11 protein-coding genes are annotated in these 22,522 nt (G+C 46.4%); 4 read left to right on the plus strand and 7 right to left on the minus strand.

Features of this window, described 5'->3' with window-relative positions; genetic code table 11:
* The 5 genes from pstA to cysK all read right to left on the minus strand — a co-directional run bounded on the left by pstA (position 1) and on the right by cysK (position 6,077).
* Positions 1 to 903 carry a phosphate ABC transporter permease PstA gene (gene pstA, locus NDI33_RS09445; protein ID WP_190415954.1) on the minus strand — a complete coding sequence of 301 codons (903 nt, stop codon included), beginning with the start codon at positions 901 to 903 and terminating at the stop codon, positions 1 to 3.
* Between the two features lie 5 nt (positions 904 to 908).
* Positions 909 to 1,850: a phosphate ABC transporter permease subunit PstC gene (gene pstC / locus NDI33_RS09450; protein WP_190415955.1), complete on the minus strand. Its 942-nt coding sequence runs from the start codon at positions 1,848 to 1,850 to the stop codon at positions 909 to 911.
* 76 nt (positions 1,851 to 1,926) lie between these two features.
* Entirely contained in the window at positions 1,927 to 2,913 is a 987-nt protein-coding gene (locus NDI33_RS09455; protein ID WP_190676553.1) for a PstS family phosphate ABC transporter substrate-binding protein, read from the minus strand.
* 1,259 nt (positions 2,914 to 4,172) lie between these two features.
* Complete coding sequence (locus NDI33_RS09460) at positions 4,173 to 4,700, minus strand: MgtC/SapB family protein (RefSeq protein WP_190676670.1); 528 nt, start codon at positions 4,698 to 4,700, stop codon at positions 4,173 to 4,175.
* 405 nt (positions 4,701 to 5,105) lie between these two features.
* Complete coding sequence (gene cysK, locus NDI33_RS09465; protein ID WP_190525478.1) at positions 5,106 to 6,077, minus strand: cysteine synthase A; 972 nt, start codon at positions 6,075 to 6,077, stop codon at positions 5,106 to 5,108.
* A gap of 32 nt (positions 6,078 to 6,109) precedes the next feature.
* On the opposite strand from cysK, the gene NDI33_RS09470 reads away from it, so the two are divergent.
* On the plus strand, positions 6,110 to 6,244 hold the full coding sequence (locus NDI33_RS09470) for a hypothetical protein (RefSeq protein ID WP_277878909.1): 135 nt from the start codon (positions 6,110 to 6,112) through the stop codon (positions 6,242 to 6,244).
* Between the two features lie 481 nt (positions 6,245 to 6,725).
* Positions 6,726 to 7,460, plus strand: coding sequence for a serine O-acetyltransferase (gene cysE / locus NDI33_RS09475; protein ID WP_190437305.1), 735 nt, complete (start codon positions 6,726 to 6,728; stop codon positions 7,458 to 7,460).
* Positions 7,461 to 7,547: 87 nt separating this feature from the next.
* Here cysE and NDI33_RS09480 read toward each other — a convergent pair whose 3' ends face one another.
* Entirely contained in the window at positions 7,548 to 11,033 is a 3,486-nt protein-coding gene (locus NDI33_RS09480) for a GAF domain-containing protein (RefSeq protein WP_190676555.1), read from the minus strand.
* A 151-nt stretch (positions 11,034 to 11,184) separates the two neighbouring features.
* The gene (locus NDI33_RS09485; RefSeq protein ID WP_190676557.1) at positions 11,185 to 13,194 is read right to left on the minus strand and encodes an AAA-like domain-containing protein; all 2,010 of its coding nucleotides are present in this window, start codon (positions 13,192 to 13,194) and stop codon (positions 11,185 to 11,187) included.
* 1,250 nt (positions 13,195 to 14,444) lie between these two features.
* Between NDI33_RS09485 and NDI33_RS09490 the strand changes: the two genes are divergently transcribed.
* A complete protein-coding gene (locus NDI33_RS09490) occupies positions 14,445 to 15,275 on the plus strand; it encodes an Npun_R2479 family HD domain-containing metalloprotein (RefSeq protein ID WP_190415962.1) in 831 nt (276 codons plus the stop codon).
* Positions 15,276 to 15,741: 466 nt separating this feature from the next.
* Positions 15,742 to 22,521: a HAMP domain-containing protein gene (locus NDI33_RS09495; RefSeq protein ID WP_190676559.1), complete on the plus strand. Its 6,780-nt coding sequence runs from the start codon at positions 15,742 to 15,744 to the stop codon at positions 22,519 to 22,521.
* The last annotated feature ends 1 nt before the right edge of the window (position 22,522 follow it).

Raw genomic sequence — 22,522 nt, forward strand, 5'->3', positions numbered from 1 at the left:
CTATTTAAAGGTAGAGAAGCGTTGTCGAAGGTATATTGCAGTACCATTTAAGACCAAAATCAATAACAGTAAAACAATGATTGACGCTGCTGCTGCATTAGCAAAACCAGGCTCAGGGCGAGTGATATAGGTATAAATTTGAATGGGCAGAGCCATAAAGCGCTGAAACAACCCAGGATTAAATGTGAGAAAACTCACAGCTCCGACAACAATTAAAGAAGCCGCATCGCCAATCGCACGGGAGATGGAAATAATCACCCCTGTTAAGATGCCTGGAATCGCATAAGGTAAGACGTGACTCCACACCGTTTGCCATTTGGTTGTACCTAAGCCATAAGAAGCTTGCCGTAAAGAATCGGGAACAGCTCGAATTGCTTCTCTGGCTGTCACAATAATTACTGGTAAAGACAGCAACGATAACGTTAGTGCCCCTGAAAGTAAAGCTGGCCCGAAATTCAAAAGATAATTGAAAACCCCTAATCCCAGTAGACCGTAAACAATTGAAGGGACTCCAGCGAGATTACTAACGTTAATCTCGATAATATCCGTCCACCAAGCTTTCGGTGCATATTCTTCCAGATACAAAGCCGCTCCTACACCGATAGGGACGGAAATTAACATGACTAATCCACCTAGAAGCATACTGCCAAAAATAGCAGGGCGTATGCCACCTCTATCGGGGAACCGGGAAGGAGTTTCGGTCAGAAAGCCAGGACTCAACAGCCGCCCTAACCCATCCTTAAAGACATCAAAAACTAGGACGGCAAGAACCACTAAACCAATAGATAGACCAAGCAAAAAGATAATTTCAAATATTTTGCCTGTGCTTTCTCTCTGCTCTACATTCGCAGAAAATTCTCCTTGTGGTTCCTGGGATTTGTTTCGGGAAATAGAACTACTCATGTTTATTAATCGTATTTCTCTCTGAAGCGATTAGAAATCCAATGGCTGACAACATTCAACCCAAGCGTTATTAAAAACAAAACGGCTCCCACAGCATATAAAGTGTTGTAATTAACACTGCCACGAGGGCTATCTCCCCCTGAAATCTGAGCCATATAAGCTGTCATTGTTTCCACTGATTGGAAGGGATTAAGGCTTATTCGTGGCTCTTGCCCAGCAGCAATTAGAACCGTCATCGTTTCACCAACGGCTCTAGAAATGCCCAGAATAATCGAGGCAGCAATTCCAGAAAGAGCGGCAGGAAGGACAACTTTGATAATAGTTTCCAGTTTAGTTACGCCGATTGCGTAAGCTCCTTCGCGCAAAGAGCGAGGCACAGATTGTATGGCATCTAAGCTGATGGAACCCACTGTAGGGCTAATCATTATTCCCATCATTAGCCCAGCGCTTAAGGCGTTAAAAATTTCTAGGGGAAGGAATAAGCGTAGAACAGGTGTAACAAATAAAAGTGCAAAGTAGCCATAGACAACAGTAGGTACTCCCCCTAACAGTTCTACCGCCGGGCGTAAAATTCTTGCTACCTTGGGTGAAGCATATTCGGCTAAATAGATAGCTGAACATAAACCCAGAGGAATGGCAACGAGCATGGCAATAGCCGTAGTCATTAGAGTGCCATTGATCAAAGGCCAAATTCCAAAATGTTTCTCTGCAAATAAAGGTGTCCACTTAGTATCGAGAAAGAACTGAGCAAACGAAACCTCTTGGAAAAAATCAAACGTTACCCGGAAGATGATAAAAACAATTCCAAACGTAGTAAGGACAGAAATCAAGGCGCAACAAAATAAGATCGCCTCAATAATTTTTTCCTGGATATCGTCAGACGCTTGTTTTTCAAGCGATCGCCTGGATGCGCCATTAAATTGATTGCTAAAGTTTGTATTTTGCATAAATAAAGTTCAGCTAAAAATGCTGTTATTAATTGAGTAATCTTCTTCAAGCTTTGTTGTAGATTTTATGTTCCTCTTAAAGAAGATTTGCGATCGGTTCGCCAGGTTTTGCATCTTTAAATTTAGAACCCGTTTGCCCAGAGGCAAGTTTTTGTTTTACCTTGTGGTAAGCCTCGTCGGGTAGCGCTACATAACCAACTTGATCGACCCATTTCCACGAATTCTCTAGATAGAACTCAGCAAACTCTCTTACCGAAGGTTTGTTATCTAGGGCAGTCTTGCTGACATAGATAAAGAGGGGACGCGATAAAGGTAGATAAATGTTTCTAACAACATTGTCTAGCGGAACTGGTTTTTTACACTCTCCTTTTGGACTTTCCACACCAACCAAGTTCAGCTTGTCTTGGTTTTCCATATAGTAAGATATCCCCACGTAACCTATAGCATTTGTGTCGCCCGCAATTCCTTGGACAAGAACGTTTTGATTGTGACTAGGAGTGTAGTCTGTGCGGCTATTTTTTGCTTTGCCAGTGACAGCTTGTGTGAAATAATCAAACGTTCCAGTATCAGAAGCAGGAGCATAAAGCTTGAGCCGCTGGTCGGGGAACTTTGAATTAATTTGATTCCAGTTGGTTATTTTGCGGTCTGATTTGGAATTCCAAATTTTGTTAAGTTCCTCGATAGTCAAGCATTTAGCAAAGTTATTTTGACGATTGACAATCACGGCAATTCCGTCTAAAGCAACAGGCAGTTCTACAAAATCAATGCCCTTCTTTTTACATCTTTTGATTTCTTCATCCCTAATGGAACGTGAAGCACCAACGATATCAATTTCTCCAGCACAAAACTTGCTCATGCCGCCGCCAGTACCGCTTGAAGCCACACTAACCTGAGCATCAGGTTTAACCTTTTGAAATTCTTCAGCCACCGATTGATGGATAGGAAAGCCTACTGCTCCACCATCAATACTCACCTGAGCCTTTTTTTCCTCTTCTCTACTACAAGAGGTTATCCCGAAGGTGAGAACTATCAGAGATGTTAATAAAAACCGATATTTTAACATGATTACGAAAGAGAATTTTAATTAAATTTACTCAGATTCAAAGAGATCGATAGGATTGAGATGATCTGTAAAGAATAAATAGATAACCTCCATCTGTCACGAACTGTCACGAACGTCAAAACGAGGCTGAAGAGTTGTAACTAGCGGAGCGGTGAGATGGTTCATAGGTATCCTTATAAATGTCTCAAGGAAACGAAAATTAGTACCCGATGGAGAATCACACCCTCATCAACCCAGTTAAAGAGAAGGTAAACTCAATTTCCATCTGTTGACTGGATTGTGAGCCTGGAGCGGGTGGAAGATGCGAAGGCGCACGATAACAACATCAGTCATTCTCCAGCTAAGTTGTTACTTGTAGCGGTTTGCAGCTTTTATTAAATAAGCTCGATTGTTCATGATGCATTTTTGATTGCCATGAACGATGGTTCTGAATCCAGATAGTTATGCTTTATTTAGTTGTAACTTGGTGTTAACTCCGGCTTTTCGGTAGGGTTACTGTACTTTAAGACTTATAGATATATTTATACAGAAAATCTTTACTGAATATCAGTCTTTGGATATATATTACGGTATTCCGACCGAATTGGCGTAGAATTGTTTAAATAAACGACTAATCTCTCAGGAGCTAGTGTCCAATCTATCCCTGAACTTGTTTGATTGAACAAGTGATACAGCTAATACTCATAACCATTTACAGGGGTACAGACCGAGAATCCGCTGAGCATCGGTTGACTTCTATCAGTGCATGAAAATTTAGTAGCAACAGATCCAACGGTCGAGACAAGTGATTCAAATTTTGTTACAAAGCATCTGTCGAAGTTGTAGGGTCTTGTTCTTGATAGGCTAGGAGAAACTGAGGATTCATCAGTGAATTCTGACGTTTTATCTGGCCTAAAAGTAGCGAGTCTGTTACCAGTCGCCACGCACAGATGGAAATGCTTACTATGTAAGCACCTAGGGAAATCATTAATTTTGACTCTGAAAAGAAGTTTTGATAGGCTTTCATCGGATGGCGATCGCTGTCCTAATAAAACTATTGGATTTTTGTAACCTGAAAACCTTGTGGTTAGGTTACTAAACTTTGTTCTAATTAAAGTTACGCGATGGGTAACTAAGCTCATCAGTCAGCAAACTCTCACAATCAGATGCAAGAATTCCATAGCTGTTTTCTATGGGTAGTGTCTGTTTCACCAACCAAGCCTTAAGAAATATCGCAGCGATCGCTCTTAAAAGTCCTACCAGTCCTACCAATGAAGTTATTACTTCGCTGCATCTTGATTCGATGCAGCGTCTTTTTCCGGTATTTTTGTCCGATTGTCATCGTGAAGACGAATCAAGGGAGACTTCTTGAGTTTCTTCACTCCACTAAGAACCACCAATGCAAATAGCGTTCCAATCAGACTCATTCGCCATAATCCACAGCCTGCGGCTGCTCCCAATCCAGCCGCCAACCAAATAGCTGCGGCGGAAGTTAGCCCCTTGACTTCGGCTTTTCTAAGTTTTTGATGAGATTGTTGCAGAATCATTCCTGCACCCAGAAACCCGACTCCCGTAGCAACGCCTTGGATGGTACGACTCAGAGCATTGGAAGAAGAAAAGGTATTGTCACCATCCACCTGCAAGGGAATCATTACAAATGCGGCAGCACCTAAGCTAACTATCATGAAAGTTCTCAAGCCAGCAGGTCTACCAGGCTGTTGGCGGTTCATGCCAATCGCGCCACCAACCAGTAGTGCAGTGGTAAGCCTAAAAGTTACGCTCTGCCAATCGCTTGGACTGAAAAACATCGAACTCATTGGTGGAACTCCCAGAATAACTAGAACACTTATCCCTCAGTCCCCCAATGTACTGATTAAAAACTGGGCTAGAGTAGCCCAGTTATTTATGACTGGCTAGGCGATATTTTCTCTATCTCACGGTAACTACAGTAATTCGCTGGGTTTACTGGGGTTTAGAAATTAGTTTAGGTTAAGAATAGGTTAAAAGCAACAATAAAACTAACCTGGCGATCGCTCTCTCCGTTTGCAGAGAATGTTGGGGCACCTCTGGTAGGTGCCCTGCCTAGAGTGATTTCACCTACCAGAGGTGCCAGGAATGTGTTTACTGCGCGATCGCAAACAAAATAAATGCGATCGCGTCTTGCCTCAAAGTATTGGCACTAATGCAGCGATACAACCACTCCAGCCGTGGGTTTAAACCAGAATTGGAGCAGCCTGAGCTTCCTGAGGTTCCAGTTCTCGAAATAACGGTGTACTTAGATAACGTTCGCCAAAACTGGGTTGCACCATAACAATCAAACGACCTGCATTCTCTTCACGTTTAGCAATCCGAATTGCAGCACCTAAAGCTGCTCCGGCAGAGATACCCGACAACAATCCTTCTTCTCGACCCAAGCGGCGACCGTAATAAATCGACTCCTCATCCGTAACAGCAATCACTTCATCGATCAGCTCAGTTCGGAGAACATCTGGGATGAATCCAGCACCAATCCCTTGAATTTTATGCGCTCCCGCCTGACCGCCAGAGAGGACTGGACTGCTGACGGGTTCTACAGCGATCGCTTTAAAACTCGGTTTTCGTGCCTTGATGACCTCAGCGACTCCAGTCAGCGTGCCACCCGTCCCAATTCCCGCAACCAAGAAATCTACTTCACCGTCAGTATCAGCCCAAATTTCCTCGGCTGTTGTTTCCCGATGGATTTTGGGATTAGCTGGGTTGCGAAACTGTTGCGGTACAAAAGCGTTCGGAGTTGTCGCCGCAATTTGTTCGGCACGGGCGATCGCTCCCTTCATGCCTTCAGCGCCAGGAGTCAGTTCCAGTTGGGCACCATAGGCTTTGAGCATCGCCTGCCGTTCTTGGCTCATTGTCTCTGGCATCGTCAAAATCAAGGCGTAGCCTTTCGCCGCCGCTACCATCGCCAGTGCAATGCCAGTGTTGCCAGAAGTCGGTTCAATGATAATCGTTTTTCTCGGCTGAATTAGACCCGCTTCTTCAGCAGCTTGAATCATGCTGACGCCAATGCGGTCTTTTACTGAAGCGGTCGGGTTCATCCCCTCCAACTTCGCAACAATTCGCGCTACACAGCCTTCAGATTGCGGAATCCGATTCAGCTCAACCAGAGGCGTATGACCAACTAATTCCGTGACATTATGAGCAATTCGCATCTTTACTACTCCGCCAAAGTTAGATGTAAAACATGGACTCAACTGTTGACTCTCATCCCATTTCGAGAGCAGATCCTGTAACGTCTCGCACTGCAAGACGGCGTGAAGCGATCGCCCGTAGCGAATCGCTGTTCTTGTCGCTTCCTGTCAAATTTCCTGAATCATAAAATCTTCAAGGGTTTGCGAAGCAGCTGGACTCAAGGGTTCCAAGCACCTCTCACACCGTAATTCGCTGGGGTTCCTCCGCCAACAAATACCCAGATGAAAGCGCCTTGTTGACTGAGGACTAAGCCGCAGCGCCACAACGTCATCAACACCTGCCTAAATAGCAGTCTAGTATTTGTTGACCGACAGCAATGTGGTCTATTTGCAGGAAGTCTCCCAGCTTCTGGTGGCTGGCTAGTTCTAAGACCAACAAAGCGTACCTCACCTTCCAGGACAGCTCCATCGCGTGGGATTATCGACAGCCAAGAACGTTTCCCAGTATACTACGGTTTGCCGATAGGAATTATGCACTTTTAGGGATTGTTTTTGCAGATAGGCTATGGCATACTCCTAACTTATGAAGAAATTACGGTATCCCTACCGAATTACAGGTAATTTAATTGTGCCTGCTGTCCATCTAACACTTGAAGGGAGAAGCGGCCCTTGCTGAAGACTGCGATCGCTGATTTCCAAATAATTTTTCAGCGCGACCCAGCGGCACGCAATTGGCTGGAGGTGCTGTTCTGCTATCCAGGCTTACAAGCACTTTTCTTTCATCGGGTGGCGCACTGGTTTTATTGCCTTGGGTTTCCCTTCATTCCTCGCTTGATTTCCCACTTGGCTCGTTTCTTCACGGGAGTTGAAATTCATCCAGGAGCCAAAATCGGCAAAGGCGTTTTCATCGATCACGGCATTGGCGTTGTGATTGGAGAAACTGCAATCGTGGGAGACAACGCTCTGATTTACCAAGGCGTGACGCTCGGCGGTACTGGCAAAGAAATAGGCAAACGCCACCCAACATTAGGAGAAAATGTCGTAGTGGGAGCGGGGGCGAAGGTGTTAGGCAATATCCAAATTGGGAATAGTGTCTGCATTGGTGCCGGTTCCGTTGTTTTACGGGATATTCCGTCACATTGCACGGTCGTTGGCATTCCGGGTCGAATTGTCCGCCGCAAAGATAATTTGGATGCTTCCGTTAACAATGAAAGCCTGCAAGATCCAGAAGCAGAAGTGATACGGGCTTTGTTTGACCGGATTCAATTTTTAGAGGAGGAAATTGAATCGTTAAAAATTCAAAGAAAGGTACCCGTTGCCATGCACGCTAGCCTTCAGAAGGCGATCATTTCAAATGCTTCTAATCGGCTGATTACGGAGTTCCTCGACGGGGCAGGCATTTAGATAATTTTAGATAATTTAAAACTTCAACACTGTTTTTTAGTAAGGCAGGATGGGGTTATTCCCAAAGTACTGAACCAACGCTTAAATTTACAATTCACTCAGGTTGTCTCGAAGCGATCGCTCTTGTTTTTTAACTGCTGCCAAAAGTTCGGCATTTTGGAGGATGACTCCAGCTTGATTATTAAAAATTTGCATATATTTTTGATCGCTGTCATCAAAACTAGCCCTAAAATATTCCGGAGCTTCCTCTTGTAGAAATGCCAATTGATCGGGACTGTCATATTCTGGAAAGTCTCCTTGCTTTCTTTTATTCACTAATTGAGTCACGCCAATCAAATCACCATCGGGACTAAAAACTGGCATACAGAGTAAGCTACAAGTGCGATAACCTGTTTGAAGATCGGTTTTTTTAGCTGTCTCCGAATCTGGGCGAGAATATAAATCAAAAGGAATATTCAAAGGCTCTCCTGATTCGGCAACTTTGCCAGCATAACCTTGTCCTACTTTCACCCGCAATTCTTTTACCGAACCATCATCAAAGGGAATCTGCGTCCACAATTCACCAGGCTTTTGATCTAAAATCCATAAAGTACTGCGGTCGGCGTTCATCAGTTTCTTGGCTGCTTCCATCACCCGCTTGAGAATTTCTTGAAGATCCAAACTGCTTTGATTCACTGAACGAGCTGCTGCCATTAATGCGGCTGCCACTCGTTGCCCTCTAGCCGTTTTATGATAAGAGCGGAAGCTTTCTAAAATCATTTGAACCATTGGGGCATTTTCCGCAAATCTTTCTTCATCTGCTTTTGTAAAGCCCTGTCGATCGATTCTTTCTGCTAAGGATGTAGTCCGGTCGCCAAATCGCTTTAATTTGTTGAGTAACTGAATAACTGCGACTAAATTTCCCTGCTCATTTAAGAGTGGCAACGCCAACATTGTATAAGTGCGATAGCCGTTTTTTTTGTCTTGCTCTTTTGCTGCATCAGAGCGAGGATCGTCATAGAAATCGAAGGGAATATTGATAACTTCTTTGCGGGCTGCCACTTCGCCCACAATTCCTTTATTAGCAGGTATCCGAATTTCTAAAGAACCATCTCCATCGGCTTCGGCGATAATTGACCAAAATTCATGTTTGTCTTCATCTAATAAAAAGATACTCGTGCGGTCGGCACTCAAAGATTTGCCCATTTTTAGAGTAATCGAACGCAAGGTGCTATCTAAAATATCATCAAAACCCTGGTTATCCATGACACTATTGAGCATCGCCAGAGTTTGACTGACCACATTTTTTTGTTGAGATTCTGCCTCTTGTTTGACGCTGGCAAATTTCTGGGCATTTTGCAGAGCAACCCCCGCTTGAGAGTTAAAAATCTGCATATATTTTTCACTATTCCCATCAAAACTAGCTTTGAAGCATTCGGGGGCTTCGGGCCAATGATCTGGGTTATATTCTGGAAAAACACCCGGTTTCTTTTTATTCACTAATTGGGTAACACCCAATAATTCACCATCAGGGCTGAAAACGGGCATACAGAGTAAACTACAAGTTCGATAACCCGTCTTTTGATCTGTTTTCTTAGCTGTCTCCGAATCAGGGTGATCGTACAGATCGAAGGGAATATTTAAAGTTTCTCCAGATGCAGCAACTTTGCCAGCGAAACCTTGCCCTACTTTGACTCGCAAGTCTCGAACAGAACCGTCCTCAAAAGGAATCTTTGTCCATAGTTCATCTGCCTCTCGATCGATTAGCCAAAGCGTGCTGCGATCGGCATTCATCAGTTTTTTTGCCGCATCCATGACACGACCCAAGACTTCTTCAGAGTCAAGGCTGCTTTGAGAGAGCGATCGCGTTGCTTCTGTCAGTGCTTCTGAGGCTTGTAGTCTTTGGGTTAATTTGTAACAATACTGACATCTTTCTAGAATTCGTCGAATTGCCGGAGCATAGTCAGCAAACTGTTTTTGATCGGCTTCTGTGAAACCGTATTTATCAATTCTTTCTGAATAGCGAGCTTGTGGATTATTCGGCTGCTTTAACTTATTCAGTAATTGAACAACAGCAACTAAATCTCCCTGCTCATTTAATATTGGTAAAATCAACTCGTTGTAGGTGCGATATCCCTTATTTGTATCTGATTCCTCCGCTTCCAACTCAGCGGGATCGTCGCAAAAACTAAAGGGAGTGCTGACAAATTTTTTGAAATAAGTTAATCGTCCTTTAGTTTCTTTATTTGACAAAATCTGAAGTTCGGGATGATTTCCGTCTTCATGCCTAGCAATAATTGACCAAAGTTCACTTTTTTCTTCATCTATAAAGAAAACTGTTGTGCGATCTACACTCAGTAGTTCGCCCATTTTTAAAGTAATAGAACCTAATATTTCTGAAAGAATATCATCAAATGTTTTGCCTTCCATCACGCTAAGCATCGATAGAAGTTTTTGTTCTTGGGTAGCAACAACTTGCATGAAGTCGGCGTGCATATCCGCTAACGCCTTGTTTACCCACCTCTCGTTAAATACAGAGGCATAAATGCGGTTACATACCTTTAACTTCCCTTGCCGCTTGACAATTACTCCTGATAGTAGTATGTCGATTTGTTCGGGACTTTCGTCAAATGCTAATTCATCTTGTTGCAAAATTAACTGATAGAGATCCAGTAGCGTACGGCTGCGCTGTCCAATTCGGAGAATGCGATCGCGTATCGTCTTTAGATGCGGTGGTTCATCCATTGCTTCCCAACTCTCGATGATCCGCGAGCGCACTAATCTCTCAACCCAATCTGGGATTTGGCTAATGGGTAATAAGTTTTTCTCTGCTTGTTGAAGGACTAATTTACAAAGTTTTTGGGTAAGAAACGGCTGTCCTCCCGTCCAATCTAATACCGCTTTTAGCACTTCTTGAGGATTGCTAATTTTCCCAGCTAACCCCCCCGCTAAAAGCTGCGCTTCGTGTAATTGAAAACCATATAATTCAACCGCCCGACCAATATTAAAAGGAGTCCGGTTTTTGTCTTGCATCAAATCAGAGGGACTCGCCACTCCTAGCAAGGCAAAAGTCAGACGTTCGTATTCATTGCAAGCGCGAATAAACGCAAAAAAGTCATCAGTCTTAAAATTTAAGCTAAGGACGTTATCAATTTCGTCGATAAAAATAACAATTTTCTGACTGACTGATGTTAGCAGCTCTTGTTCGATAAATTCACTCAAGCGCTGTACCGGAGGTAAAAAAGCGCGATCGCGCAACCAACTCTGTAAGTTAATCTTGTCTGAAAGCTGGAAACTCGTCACCAACCGCCGCATCACTCCGGCATACCACTGATCCGGCGTAATATCTTGGCTCCCAATTTTCGTCAAGTCTATCGCTGCACAGGCAAATCCTTCCGCTTGCAACTTGTGCATCGTTCGCACCCGCAAGCTAGTTTTCCCCATCTGTCGAGAATTCAACACATAACAAAACTCTCCCGCCTTCAACCCTTCGTAAAGGTCAAAATCTGCCTGTCGCACTACATAAGTAGGAGCATCAAGCGGTAAATGTCCACCCACTTTGTAGTTATAGGCTAAGTTTGGCTCTTGACTCATAAGGGGTTCTGATTGGGTAGAAAACACCATGCTTCTGACAAATGAGTTTTTTGTGAGTAATGAATAACTGATCTATACTTTTAGCTAACAGTTATCTAAAATTTGCCTAAGAGATAGCCCAACTATTAACTCAACTAATCCCTATTAATTTTTAGTTTTTAATTGACAAGCGATCGCTAAAATATTGCCGATATAAATCGAAGCGCGGCGTGACATAATTGCCCTGCAACTGTACCAGCCCCATACTATGCAATTTAAATGCTGGCACCGACTCTAATTCGATGGGTGTGTCCGCCATCACTACTTTAGCGAAAGCATCTGCTAACTCTGGATGTTGTTGTAGATTCCATAAATGTCTTCGCAAATGGTCATCGTAAAGTCCCGCCTCTGTGGGTGCAGTTTCTAACAGTTGATCCAGCGTAATCGTTTGCTGCGCGATATGATAAAGCGCCAATCGGACTAAATAAGGATGTCCACCAACTAGCCTCATTAATTGCTCAACCTGCGTTGCATTCAAATTCAGTCCATGCCGCTGAGTTAAATCTTGCACCTGTTCCGGGCTAAAGTCCGGTAACTCAATCGGCAACCCTACATTAAACGGGGATTGATTGACATTCAGAGGGATATAAACTTCCGTTGAGTGTACCACCACCAGCCGGAGTTGTTGCCAGCGATCGCTATCGCCATTCCCATAACCAGCTTCCTCGTACCAAGCCCGCAACAACCCAAAAAAATCGTCAGCAATTTTGGGATATTGAAAAACCCGATCCACTTCATCTAACCCTAATACTAACGGACTGTCAGATGCTGACAGCAAACAATCCTCAAAATAAATCGTGCAATTATCTTTACTACCAAAAGTATCCGTCCAATAATCATCTAATTGATGAGGAAGGCGCAGCTTTCGAGAAATTCGGGCACAAAACCACCGCAAAAGTTGATTTAAATCTGTAAAAACTGCCGTATCCGCGTGCTGAAAACTCAACGGTACCGTCCGATAACCTTGCTCGTTTGCTCGATAAAGAATCCTCGCCATCAGCGAAGTTTTCCCCATCTGTCTCGGTGCCTTGATCCGAATCAAAGCGCCTGGTTGCAAAATCTCCTTGTAACACTGAGTTTCATAAGGAACTCGCTCTACATAAAACGCAGAAGCCAGACGCACCTGACCATTGGGTAACTCTGGTTCTGCTACTGGCAGGGGTGCATCTGAAGAATGCAGGATGACGGATGGCCCTTCATCCTCCTGGGAAATTAAAGGAGTTAGGCTTTCAGGCTTCTCTAGAGATGAATCGATTGATTCCTCAGGTATCCCCACGGATATCCTAGTTAAATCTGCCTCTACAACGCCGGACTCCACGCTTCTTGCCAGTAAACTCAGAATTTTTTGCACAATACTTGGAGTGTCAGCAGGCGAGTTCCACTCAAATTGTTCATTTCCATCAAGATAGCTGCGTAAATCGTGATTTAGCGGAGTATTCGAGGGACAATTAACGCGAATTGTTAGCACGGCTGGCTTATTCTGAATAGAGCGCAATTCCTTCGCTCGTCGCAACTCCTCGATCGCCATTTCACTTACCGCCGTTTGGGGAGAAATTAGCAGCAAAAAGTAGTCGCATTGCTGTAACTCTGTATCAATTTGAGAAAGAAGAGGCGGCGCTGACCATCCGATTTTTTCTGAGGAATGTCTCTGACCCTCGCCTTTCTGGACATCCCTTGTAGGTGCGCCTACACTCGCCATAAAGGCTGTGTATCCAGAAGCATTCAGGGTTTCGTAAAATTGAGTTGCTAGTCCCCTATCTGGCTCCTGTGCGCGGTGCGAGATAAAAATTCTCTTCGTAAATACTTCTACCTCTTTTTGGGAATGGTTCTGGTTCCCGTTCGGTGGTAGTTCTGCTGAGTGCGACTCCTGCTTCTGAGCGCGTTCTATTGCCCCTTTGAAATTTTTTTTGCTAACTCTTTCCCCCAAAACGGTCGAAAGCTTTTTCCATAATTTATAGCCAACATCTTTTTCTACATATTGAGGATTTAAAGGATAAATCTCTTCATAAGTTTTTCCTTCCCAAGATCCTAGAAATACTTCCCTTTCAAGATCGTTTAAGTGCTTTCCTGTTTTAACAAAAATTAAATTGTCTATAAAACTTAATGCTTCGTTAATTTCCATGCTTGCTTGAAAGGGCTATTTGATATATGACAATTCTAGGTGTTCAGAAATTTTTTTTATCGTTTTTTTGCTCTAGCGAAGAAAGTGTATAGCTCAATTAAGGCTAGTGCGTCCTTAGCGGTTCCTTAAAAACAGATTGAAAATCGAGCAAATTTGCTATATTTAACATTTAATAAATTTTGCAACCTGATTCACATAGGAAAGTTCATTTTAAGAGATGGATCGATTAAATTTACATAGCGTTCTCACCTCTTGCCAATGAAAATCTTGATCAGTCTTTATCTGAAAATAGAAACTGATGGAATCAAGGGCCTATTTAAAATTGCACCTTGCGTATATTTGATAACTTTTTATAAGTGCAACCAAACAGTAAGCCTAGGATGACTTCCTATTATAAAAATGTAGCTGCCACAGCCCGTCGATGGCAATAAAGCGGACAAAACTCCCCTGAGCCAGGGACTCCTTCTTTCTAAGCTCTAAGGGAATCCTGATGGCTGAGTCTAAAGCGTGACGCTCTCCTGCTATTAATCTTCTTACACCTATTAGAGAATGTCTGAAAAGTCCTAATCGAGACGCTTAAACGGTAGAGATATCCCTTGCATCCCCGCGAAGCAGCGCGGATGCGCGAAAGGGATGTGCGATCGCACATCCGCGCCGCTACACGAACGCTAACGCTAGAAAAAAGGGCAACTTTTGACACTTCTCAGAAATCCTATTGGCTTTACTGGCACTATACTGGCGATTTTCTCTTTCTCCTCCTTGTTACTAGAGTAGCGGTGCTCCCATCGCAGCAATTCGTCGGCTGTGTTGCAGGCAATTACTGAAATGGTATTACACCACCTTAAGAAACCCTGGGAAGGTGCAAGCAAAAACAATCTCCTATAGGAGATAACAGAGGAAAGACTGGAGATTTCCTGAACTTTCCTGGGGTTTCCTGAATTAATTAGGTCTGATGTGTAACAGGGGTTAGCCAAACTGAATGCTCTCGCGTCTTCAGTTTGGCTGTAGCCTGAAAAACACTCAGAACTTCTGAGCTTTCCTGGTTGCGGTCTGCATAAAGGTAAGTGAAACTACTGATAGAAGTAGCAAGTAAGCGTGTTTTAATTTAGAAAATGAATAAAATTAAACGCCCTAGAAGAGTAGTTTTAGGCCAATCAGTAAACGCTTCAAAATTTTAATCAATTTATAACAATTGATTTTCTTTAATTGAATTTTCTAAATGCGCTCTCAATTTTATCAGGGGACTAGAGATGTTTAATCCCACAATGGTGATGATCGATACCTTCGTTGAACGCCTGCGAGCTGCCTATTGCCGCACTTACGGCGGTCTTAAACCAGACTACCCTGATATCATCGTCTGGGCTGGAAACATGGCTCTGGAAAATATTGCTAACAGCGACGCCCTTTATCACAACGTCGAACACACCATCTTTGTCACCTTAGTGGGACAAGCAATTCTGCGGGGCAAACATATCCGCTTTGGGGGAGTTTATTGCGAAGATTGGTTGCACTGTATCATTTCTTTGTTGTGCCATGATATTGGCTACGTCAAAGGAGTTTGCCTGCAAGATCGACCCAGTGAAAGGGTGTATGCCACAGGTATTGACAACTTGCTCATTTCGCTGCCAACCGGATTAACCGATGCCAGCCTTACACCTTATCATGTAGATCGCGGAAAACTGTTTATTGAAGAGCGTTTTGGCGGTCACAAACTGATAGATACAGAAACGATCAAGAAGAATATTGAGTTAACTCGTTTTCCTGTGCCAGCAGATGCAGATCATCAAGATACTAATAACTTTCCAGGCTTAATTCGCGCCGCCGATTTAATTGGTCAACTTAGCGATCCGCGCTACTTGCAAAAAATTAGTGGATTGTTCTACGAATTTGAAGAAACTGGGGTGAATAAAACATTGGGTTACAAAACTCCCGGAGATTTGCGAAGAAACTACCCGAAGTTTTACTGGAATGTCGTTTATCCTTACATCCAGGATGGATTACGCTACTTAGAGCTGACGCAAGAGGGAAAGCAGATATTAGCAAACCTCTATGCCAATATATTTGTGGTAGAACACGAATAGATTTCATGCCCAAAATTAATGCTCAAAGTTTAGCATTGCTGACAATTGAAATTGTGTAGGGGTACCTCTTGTGGATGTCCCTACAAAATTGTCTTCGTTTCTAGGCTAGTCTGCTTGTAAGGGAGAGAGGATGCGATCGCATCCTCTCTCCCTTGCCCTTAGCACCTACCCCTCAACCCAACTGATTCTTGATATATTAATGACTGACACGGCGACCTTGTACTCATAAACTCAAACAAGTCTCGGAAAACAAGCATCTACGCACCACTGGTTAGCGACAACGCGGCTGTTGAATGATAAGTAGCAATGCTCAGCCTGCGTCTTGTAACGAGAAGTTAACACGTTTGAGTCGCCCAAAAGTATTCAAAAAGGGTCGCAGTGCGTCAGAATCATCATTGATATGACAGAATTTTGCACCAGTTACTCAGGCTGCGACAAAAAGTAACCATCCTCGAAGGATAAAGCTATGCCCACTGCACCGGCAACCCCCGATACCGATAATCTCGATGCCAAACAGCTCCTGAGAACGCTCGTAGCTGTTAAAAAAGGTGACTTTTCTGTCCGGATGCCGATTGACCAGACTGGCATGGCGGGGAAAATTGCCGATACGCTCAACGACATCATTGAGATGAATCAGAGGATGGCGACTGAGCTAGAACGGATCAGCACGGTTGTTGGGAAAGAAGGAAAAATCGCCCAGCGTGCTTCGATTGGAACGGCAGGGGGTTCCTGGTCAGCAAGTGTAGATTCTGTCAATACCCTAATTACAGATTTAGTTCAACCGACCGCTGAAACCGCTCGCGTGATCCGGGCAGTTGCCAATGGCGACCTATCTCAGAGAATCGCACCGGAGATTGAAGGTAGAGCCTTGCAAGGGGAATTCCTCCAAACCGCACAGGTCGTCAACACGATGGTGGATCAGCTTTCCTCCTTTGCCTCAGAAGTCACGCGGGTTGCCCGTGAAGTAGGCACGGAAGGCAAGCTGGGCGTGCAAGCAGAAGTGAAGGGCGTCGCAGGCACCTGGAAAGATTTGACCGATAACGTCAACTTGATGGCAGGAAATTTGACCGCGCAGGTGCGGAACATCGCCGAAGTGACGACTGCGGTAGCAAATGGCGACCTTTCTAAGAAAATCACCGTCGATGTCAAAGGCGAGATTTTAGAACTGAAAAACACCGTCAACGTCATGGTGGATCAGCTGAACTCGTTTGCCTCAGAAGTCACGCGGGTTGCCCGCGAAGTGGGTACAGAAGGTAAACTGGGCGGTCAAGCAGAAGTTCGCGGCGTTGCCGGAACCTGGAAGGATCTCACCGATTCGGTGAACTTGATGGCGGGGAACTTGACAGCGCAGGTGCGGAACATTGCAGAAGTAACGACGGCAGTAGCAAATGGCGACCTTTCCAAGAAAATCACGGTTGATGTCAAAGGCGAAATTTTAGATTTGAAGGACACCATCAACGTGATGGTGGATCAGCTGAACTCGTTTGCCTCGGAAGTCACACGGGTGGCGCGTGAGGTGGGTGCAGATGGGAAGTTGGGCGGTCAGGCAGAAGTGAAGGGAGTTGCCGGAACTTGGAAGGATCTCACTGATTCGGTGAACTTCATGGCGGGAAGTTTAACCTCCCAGGTGAGGAACATCGCAGAAGTGACGACGGCGGTGGCAAATGGCGACTTGTCGAAGAAAATTACCGTCGATGTGCGCGGGGAAATTTTAGAACTAAAAAACACCGTCAACACGATGGTGGATCAGTTGAACTCCTTCGCCTCGGAAGTGACGCGGGTGGCGCGAGAGGTGGGTACGGAAGGGAAACTGGGCGTACAAGCAGAAGTTGGTGGAGTTGCCGGAACCTGGAAGGATCTCACCGATTCGGTGAACTTGATGGCGGGGAATCTAACCGCGCAGGTGCGGAACATCGCGGAAGTGACGACGGCGGTAGCAAATGGCGACTTGTCGAAGAAAATTACTGTCGATGTCAAAGGGGAAATTTTCGAGCTGAAAAACACCGTCAATATCATGGTGGATCAGCTTTCTTCCTTCGCTTCGGAAGTAACGCGGGTGGCGCGAGAGGTAGGCGCAGATGGGAAGCTGGGTGGTCAGGCGGAGGTGCGGGGCGTTGCCGGAACTTGGAAGGATCTCACCGATTCGGTGAACTTCATGGCGGGTTCTTTGACCGCACAGGTGCGGAACATCGCGGAAGTGACGACGGCGGTTGCCAATGGCGACCTTTCTAAGAAAATTACCGTCGATGTTAAGGGCGAGATTTTAGAGCTAAAAAACACCGTCAATACGATGGTGGATCAGCTCAATTCTTTTGCCTCAGAAGTGACGCGGGTGGCGCGAGAGGTGGGAACGGAAGGGAAACTGGGCGTGCAAGCAGAAGTGCGAGGCGTTGCCGGAACCTGGAAGGATCTCACCGATTCGGTGAACTCGATGGCGGGGAATCTAACCGCACAGGTGCGGAACATCGCGGAAGTGACGACGGCGGTAGCGAACGGCGACCTTTCTAAGAAAATCACGGTTGATGTCAAAGGCGAAATTTTAGAGCTGAAAAAGACGATCAACACGATGGTGGATCAGCTTTCGTCCTTCGCCTCAGAAGTAACGCGGGTGGCGCGTGAGGTGGGTTCGGAAGGGAAATTAGGCGTACAAGCAGAAGTGCGAGGCGTCGCCGGAACGTGGAAGGATCTCACCGACTCGGTGAACTCGATGGCGGGGAACCTCACCGAACAAGTGCGAAACATTGCGGAAGTGGCAACTGCGATCGCAAATGGCGACTTATCCAAGAAAATTACCGTCCAAGTTAAAGGCGAAATTTTAGAGCTGAAAAACACGATCAATATCATGGTGGATCAGCTTTCATCCTTCGCCTCGGAGGTGACGCGGGTAGCGCGAGAGGTGGGTTCGGAAGGAAAACTCGGCGTGCAAGCAGATGTACGAGGGGTTGCCGGAACCTGGAAGGATCTCACCGATTCGGTGAACTTCATGGCGGGAAGCTTGACCGCGCAGGTGCGAAACATTGCCGCCGTGACGACGGCGGTGGCGAATGGCGACTTATCCAAGAAAATTACCGTCGATGTTAAAGGGGAAATTTTAGAGCTGAAAAACACCGTTAACACAATGGTGGATCAGCTCAACTCCTTCGCCTCGGAGGTGACGCGGGTAGCGCGAGAGGTGGGTACGGAAGGGAAACTCGGCGTACAAGCGGAGGTGCGAGGGGTTGCCGGAACCTGGAAGGATCTCACCGATTCGGTGAACTTCATGGCGGGAAGCTTGACCGCGCAGGTGCGAAACATCGCGGAAGTGACGACGGCGGTGGCGAACGGCGACTTATCTAAGAAAATTACCGTCGATGTTAAAGGGGAAATTTTAGAGCTGAAGAACACGATCAACACGATGGTGGATCAGCTCAACTCCTTCGCCTCGGAGGTAACGCGGGTAGCGCGAGAGGTGGGAACGGAAGGAAAACTCGGCGTACAAGCGTATGTCCGAGGGGTTGCCGGAACCTGGAAAGATTTGACCGATAACGTCAACTTGATGGCGGGGAATCTAACGGCGCAGGTGCGGAACATCGCGGAAGTGACGAAGGCGGTAGCAAATGGCGACCTTTCTAAGAAAATTACGGTTGATGTCAAAGGCGAGATTTTGGATCTCAAAGACACGATCAACGTGATGGTGGATCAGCTTTCCTCCTTCGCCTCAGAAGTAACGCGGGTGGCGCGAGAGGTGGGAACTGAAGGGAAATTGGGCGGTCAAGCGGAGGTGCGCGGCGTTGCCGGAACCTGGAAGGATTTGACCGACAACGTGAACTCAATGGCGGGGAACTTAACCGCGCAAGTGCGAGGCATCGCCAAAGTGGTAACGGCAGTTGCCAATGGGGACTTGAAGCGAAAACTGATGCTGGAGGCGAAGGGAGAAATTGAAACCTTAGCCGATACGATCAACGAGATGATCGACACGCTGGCAACCTTTGCCGATCAAGTCACGACAGTGGCGCGAGAGGTCGGAATTGAAGGGAAGCTGGGAGGGCAGGCGAAGGTGCCGGGAGCTGCCGGCACCTGGAGAGCGCTGACCGACAACGTGAACGAACTGGCGGCGAATTTAACCACGCAGGTACGAGCGATCGCAGAAGTCGCGATCGCTGTAACCAGAGGCGACCTCACCCGGTCGATTTCCGTCGCTGCACAAGGCGAAGTCGCCATCCTCAAAGACAACATCAACCAGATGATTGCCAACCTGCGGGAAACAACGCAGAAAAATACCGAGCAAGACTGGTTGAAAACCAACCTCGCCAAATTTACCCGGATGCTTCAGGGACAGCGAGATTTGGAGACCGTCTCCAAACTCATTCTCTCGGAACTCGCTCCTCTGGTATCCGCGCAACACGGTGTGTTTTACCTGATGGAAAGTGGCGAGCAACATCAGGCATTCTTGAAACTCCTGAGTACCTATGCCTACCGCGAGCGCAAGCATCTCGCCAACCACTTCCATTTAGGAGAAGGCTTGGTGGGACAATGCGCCCTGGAAAAAGAACGGATTCTGCTCAGCGAGGTGCCGGACAACTATATCAAGATCAGCTCTGGCTTAGGGGAATCGACTCCGCTGAATGTTGTTGTGTTGCCCGTCCTCTTTGAAGGACAAGTGACTGCGGTGATTGAACTGGCTTCTTTCCGACGATTTAGCGAGATTCACCTCACCTTCTTCGATCAACTCACCGAAAGCATTGCCATCGTTCTGAATACGATCGCGGCTTCGATGCGTACCGAAGAATTGCTCAAGCAATCTACCGCCCTGGCAGAAGAACTCCAAACCCAGCAGAAAGAACTCACAGAAACGAATAAGCGACTGGAACAACAAGCCAAATCACTCCAGGCATCCGAGGAACTGCTCAAGAATCAACAAGAACAGTTGCAGCAAACCAACGAAGAACTGGAAGAGCGATCGCGCTTACTCGCGATGCAAAACCGCGAAGTCGAGCGCAAGAATCGAGAAATCGAACAGGCAAGACAGTCGGTGGAGGAAAAAGCCGAGCAACTGGCACTCACCTCGAAGTACAAGTCGGAATTCTTGGCGAATATGTCCCACGAATTGCGGACGCCGCTAAATAGCTTGTTGATTTTGGCTCGTCTACTTTCTGATAATCCAGAGGGGAACCTGACGCCGAAGCAAGTCGAATACACCCGCACCATTCATTCCGCAGGCACCGATCTGTTGGGACTGATTAACGACATCTTGGATCTGGCAAAAATTGAATCGGGAACGATGTCGGTTGACATCGATCAGATGTTATTTACCGATTTGCGGAGCCAGATGGAGCGAACGTTCCAGCAAGTGGCGCACGACAAAGGACTCGCCTTTACTGTGGAATCCGACGAAAGACTGCCCAAGGGAATGTATACCGACTCGAAACGGTTACAACAAGTCCTGAAGAATCTGCTCTCGAATGCCTTTAAATTTACGGATCAGGGTGCAGTCCGATTACGAGTCGAGCTAGCCACAGGCGGCTGGAGTTCCGAGCAGGGGAGTTTAAATCGCGCCCAGACCGTCATTGCTTTTGCCGTCAGCGACACAGGGATTGGGATTGCACCAGATAAGCAGAGAATTATTTTTGAGGCTTTTCAGCAGGCGGATGGAACAACCAGCCGCAAATACGGCGGGACGGGTTTGGGCTTGTCAATCAGTCGAGAAATTGCCCGACTGCTGGGCGGAGAAATTCGTCTGGTGAGCAGTCCGGGACAGGGAAGCACGTTTACCCTCTATTTGCCGCAAGCTTATCAAGATGGGGCAGCAGGAATGAGTCCGGAAGTGCGAAGTATCCTTCCAGGAGCGCGGAGTCCCGTCGCCCCCAGTACCCTCGCACCCAGTATCCCTCAGACCCTTGATGTTCGACCGGCGATTCCATCGGCAACTCCACTGGCGACTCCACCAGCGACTCCACTGGCGACTCCACCGGCGAATCGAAACGACGGCGTTCGTTCCTCCAGCCTCGGAGAGGCAAGTGTCGCCGCGAGTCCCTACCCGCGTTCTGCACACATGGCTGACATTAGCGATGACCGGGACGATATCCAAGCGGGCGATCGCGTGTTGCTAATTGTGGAGGACGATATCAATTTTGCCCGGATCTTGTTAGATATGGCACGACAACAAGGCTTCAAAGGGCTGGTGGCGTTGCGAAGCGATACAGCTCTGGCAATGGTGCGAGAATATCAGCCGGATGCGATTACGCTAGATATTCGGTTGCCGGTGATGGATGGCTGGACGGTGTTAGACCGTTTGAAGCACGACCCAGGCACTCGTCACATCCCCGTGCATATCATCTCCGTCGAAGAAGTCCAGCAGCGCAGCTTGCAACAAGGAGCGATCGCTTATCTACAAAAACCTGTCAGCAGCGAAGCGTTAGCGCAGGCGCTATCTGACATTAAGGGATTTGTCGAGCGCCCCGTGAAGAACTTGCTGGTCGTAGAAGATGATGAAACTCAACGCCACAGCATTGTCGAACTAATCGGCAATAGCGACGTGCAGACGACGGCGGTAGGCACTGGGACAGAGGCACTCGAAGAGCTGAGAACCGGGCACTATGATTGCCTGGTACTGGATTTGGGACTGCCGGATATGACTGGATTTGAGTTGATGGAGCAAATCAAACAGGAGCCTAGCCTGACAACACTCCCAATCATTGTTTATACCGGCAGGGAATTAACCAAGCAACAAGAAACCGAACTCAAGCGTATTGCCGAGACGATTATCATCAAAGACGTGCGATCGCCAGAACGTCTTCTGGATGAAACCGCCTTGTTCCTCCACCGAGTGCAGGCAAATTTACCCCGCCCGAAACAACAAATTCTGGAACAATTGCATCAAACCGATCCGGTTCTGACTGGCAAGAAAGTCTTGATTGTTGATGACGATGTGCGGAACATCTTCGCCCTCACCAGTATGCTGGAACTTCATCAAATGGAAGTGTTGTATGCCGAAAATGGCAGAGATGGCATTGCGAAGTTGCAAGAACGCCCCGACATTGATATTGTCCTGATGGACGTGATGATGCCGGAAATGGACGGTTACGAAACCATGCAAGCTATTCGCCAGCTCGATTCATTCGCAACACTACCGATGATCGCTCTCACCGCCAAAGCCATGAAAGGCGATCGCGAAAAGTGTATTGAAGCGGGTGCGTCCGACTACATCACCAAACCTGTAGATACCGAGCAATTGCTCTCCCTGCTTCGCGTCTGGCTCTATCGATAAG

Source organism: Trichocoleus sp. DQ-A1 (genome assembly GCF_039961955.1).
In the GTDB taxonomy this organism is placed as follows: domain Bacteria; phylum Cyanobacteriota; class Cyanobacteriia; order Cyanobacteriales; family FACHB-T130; genus FACHB-T130.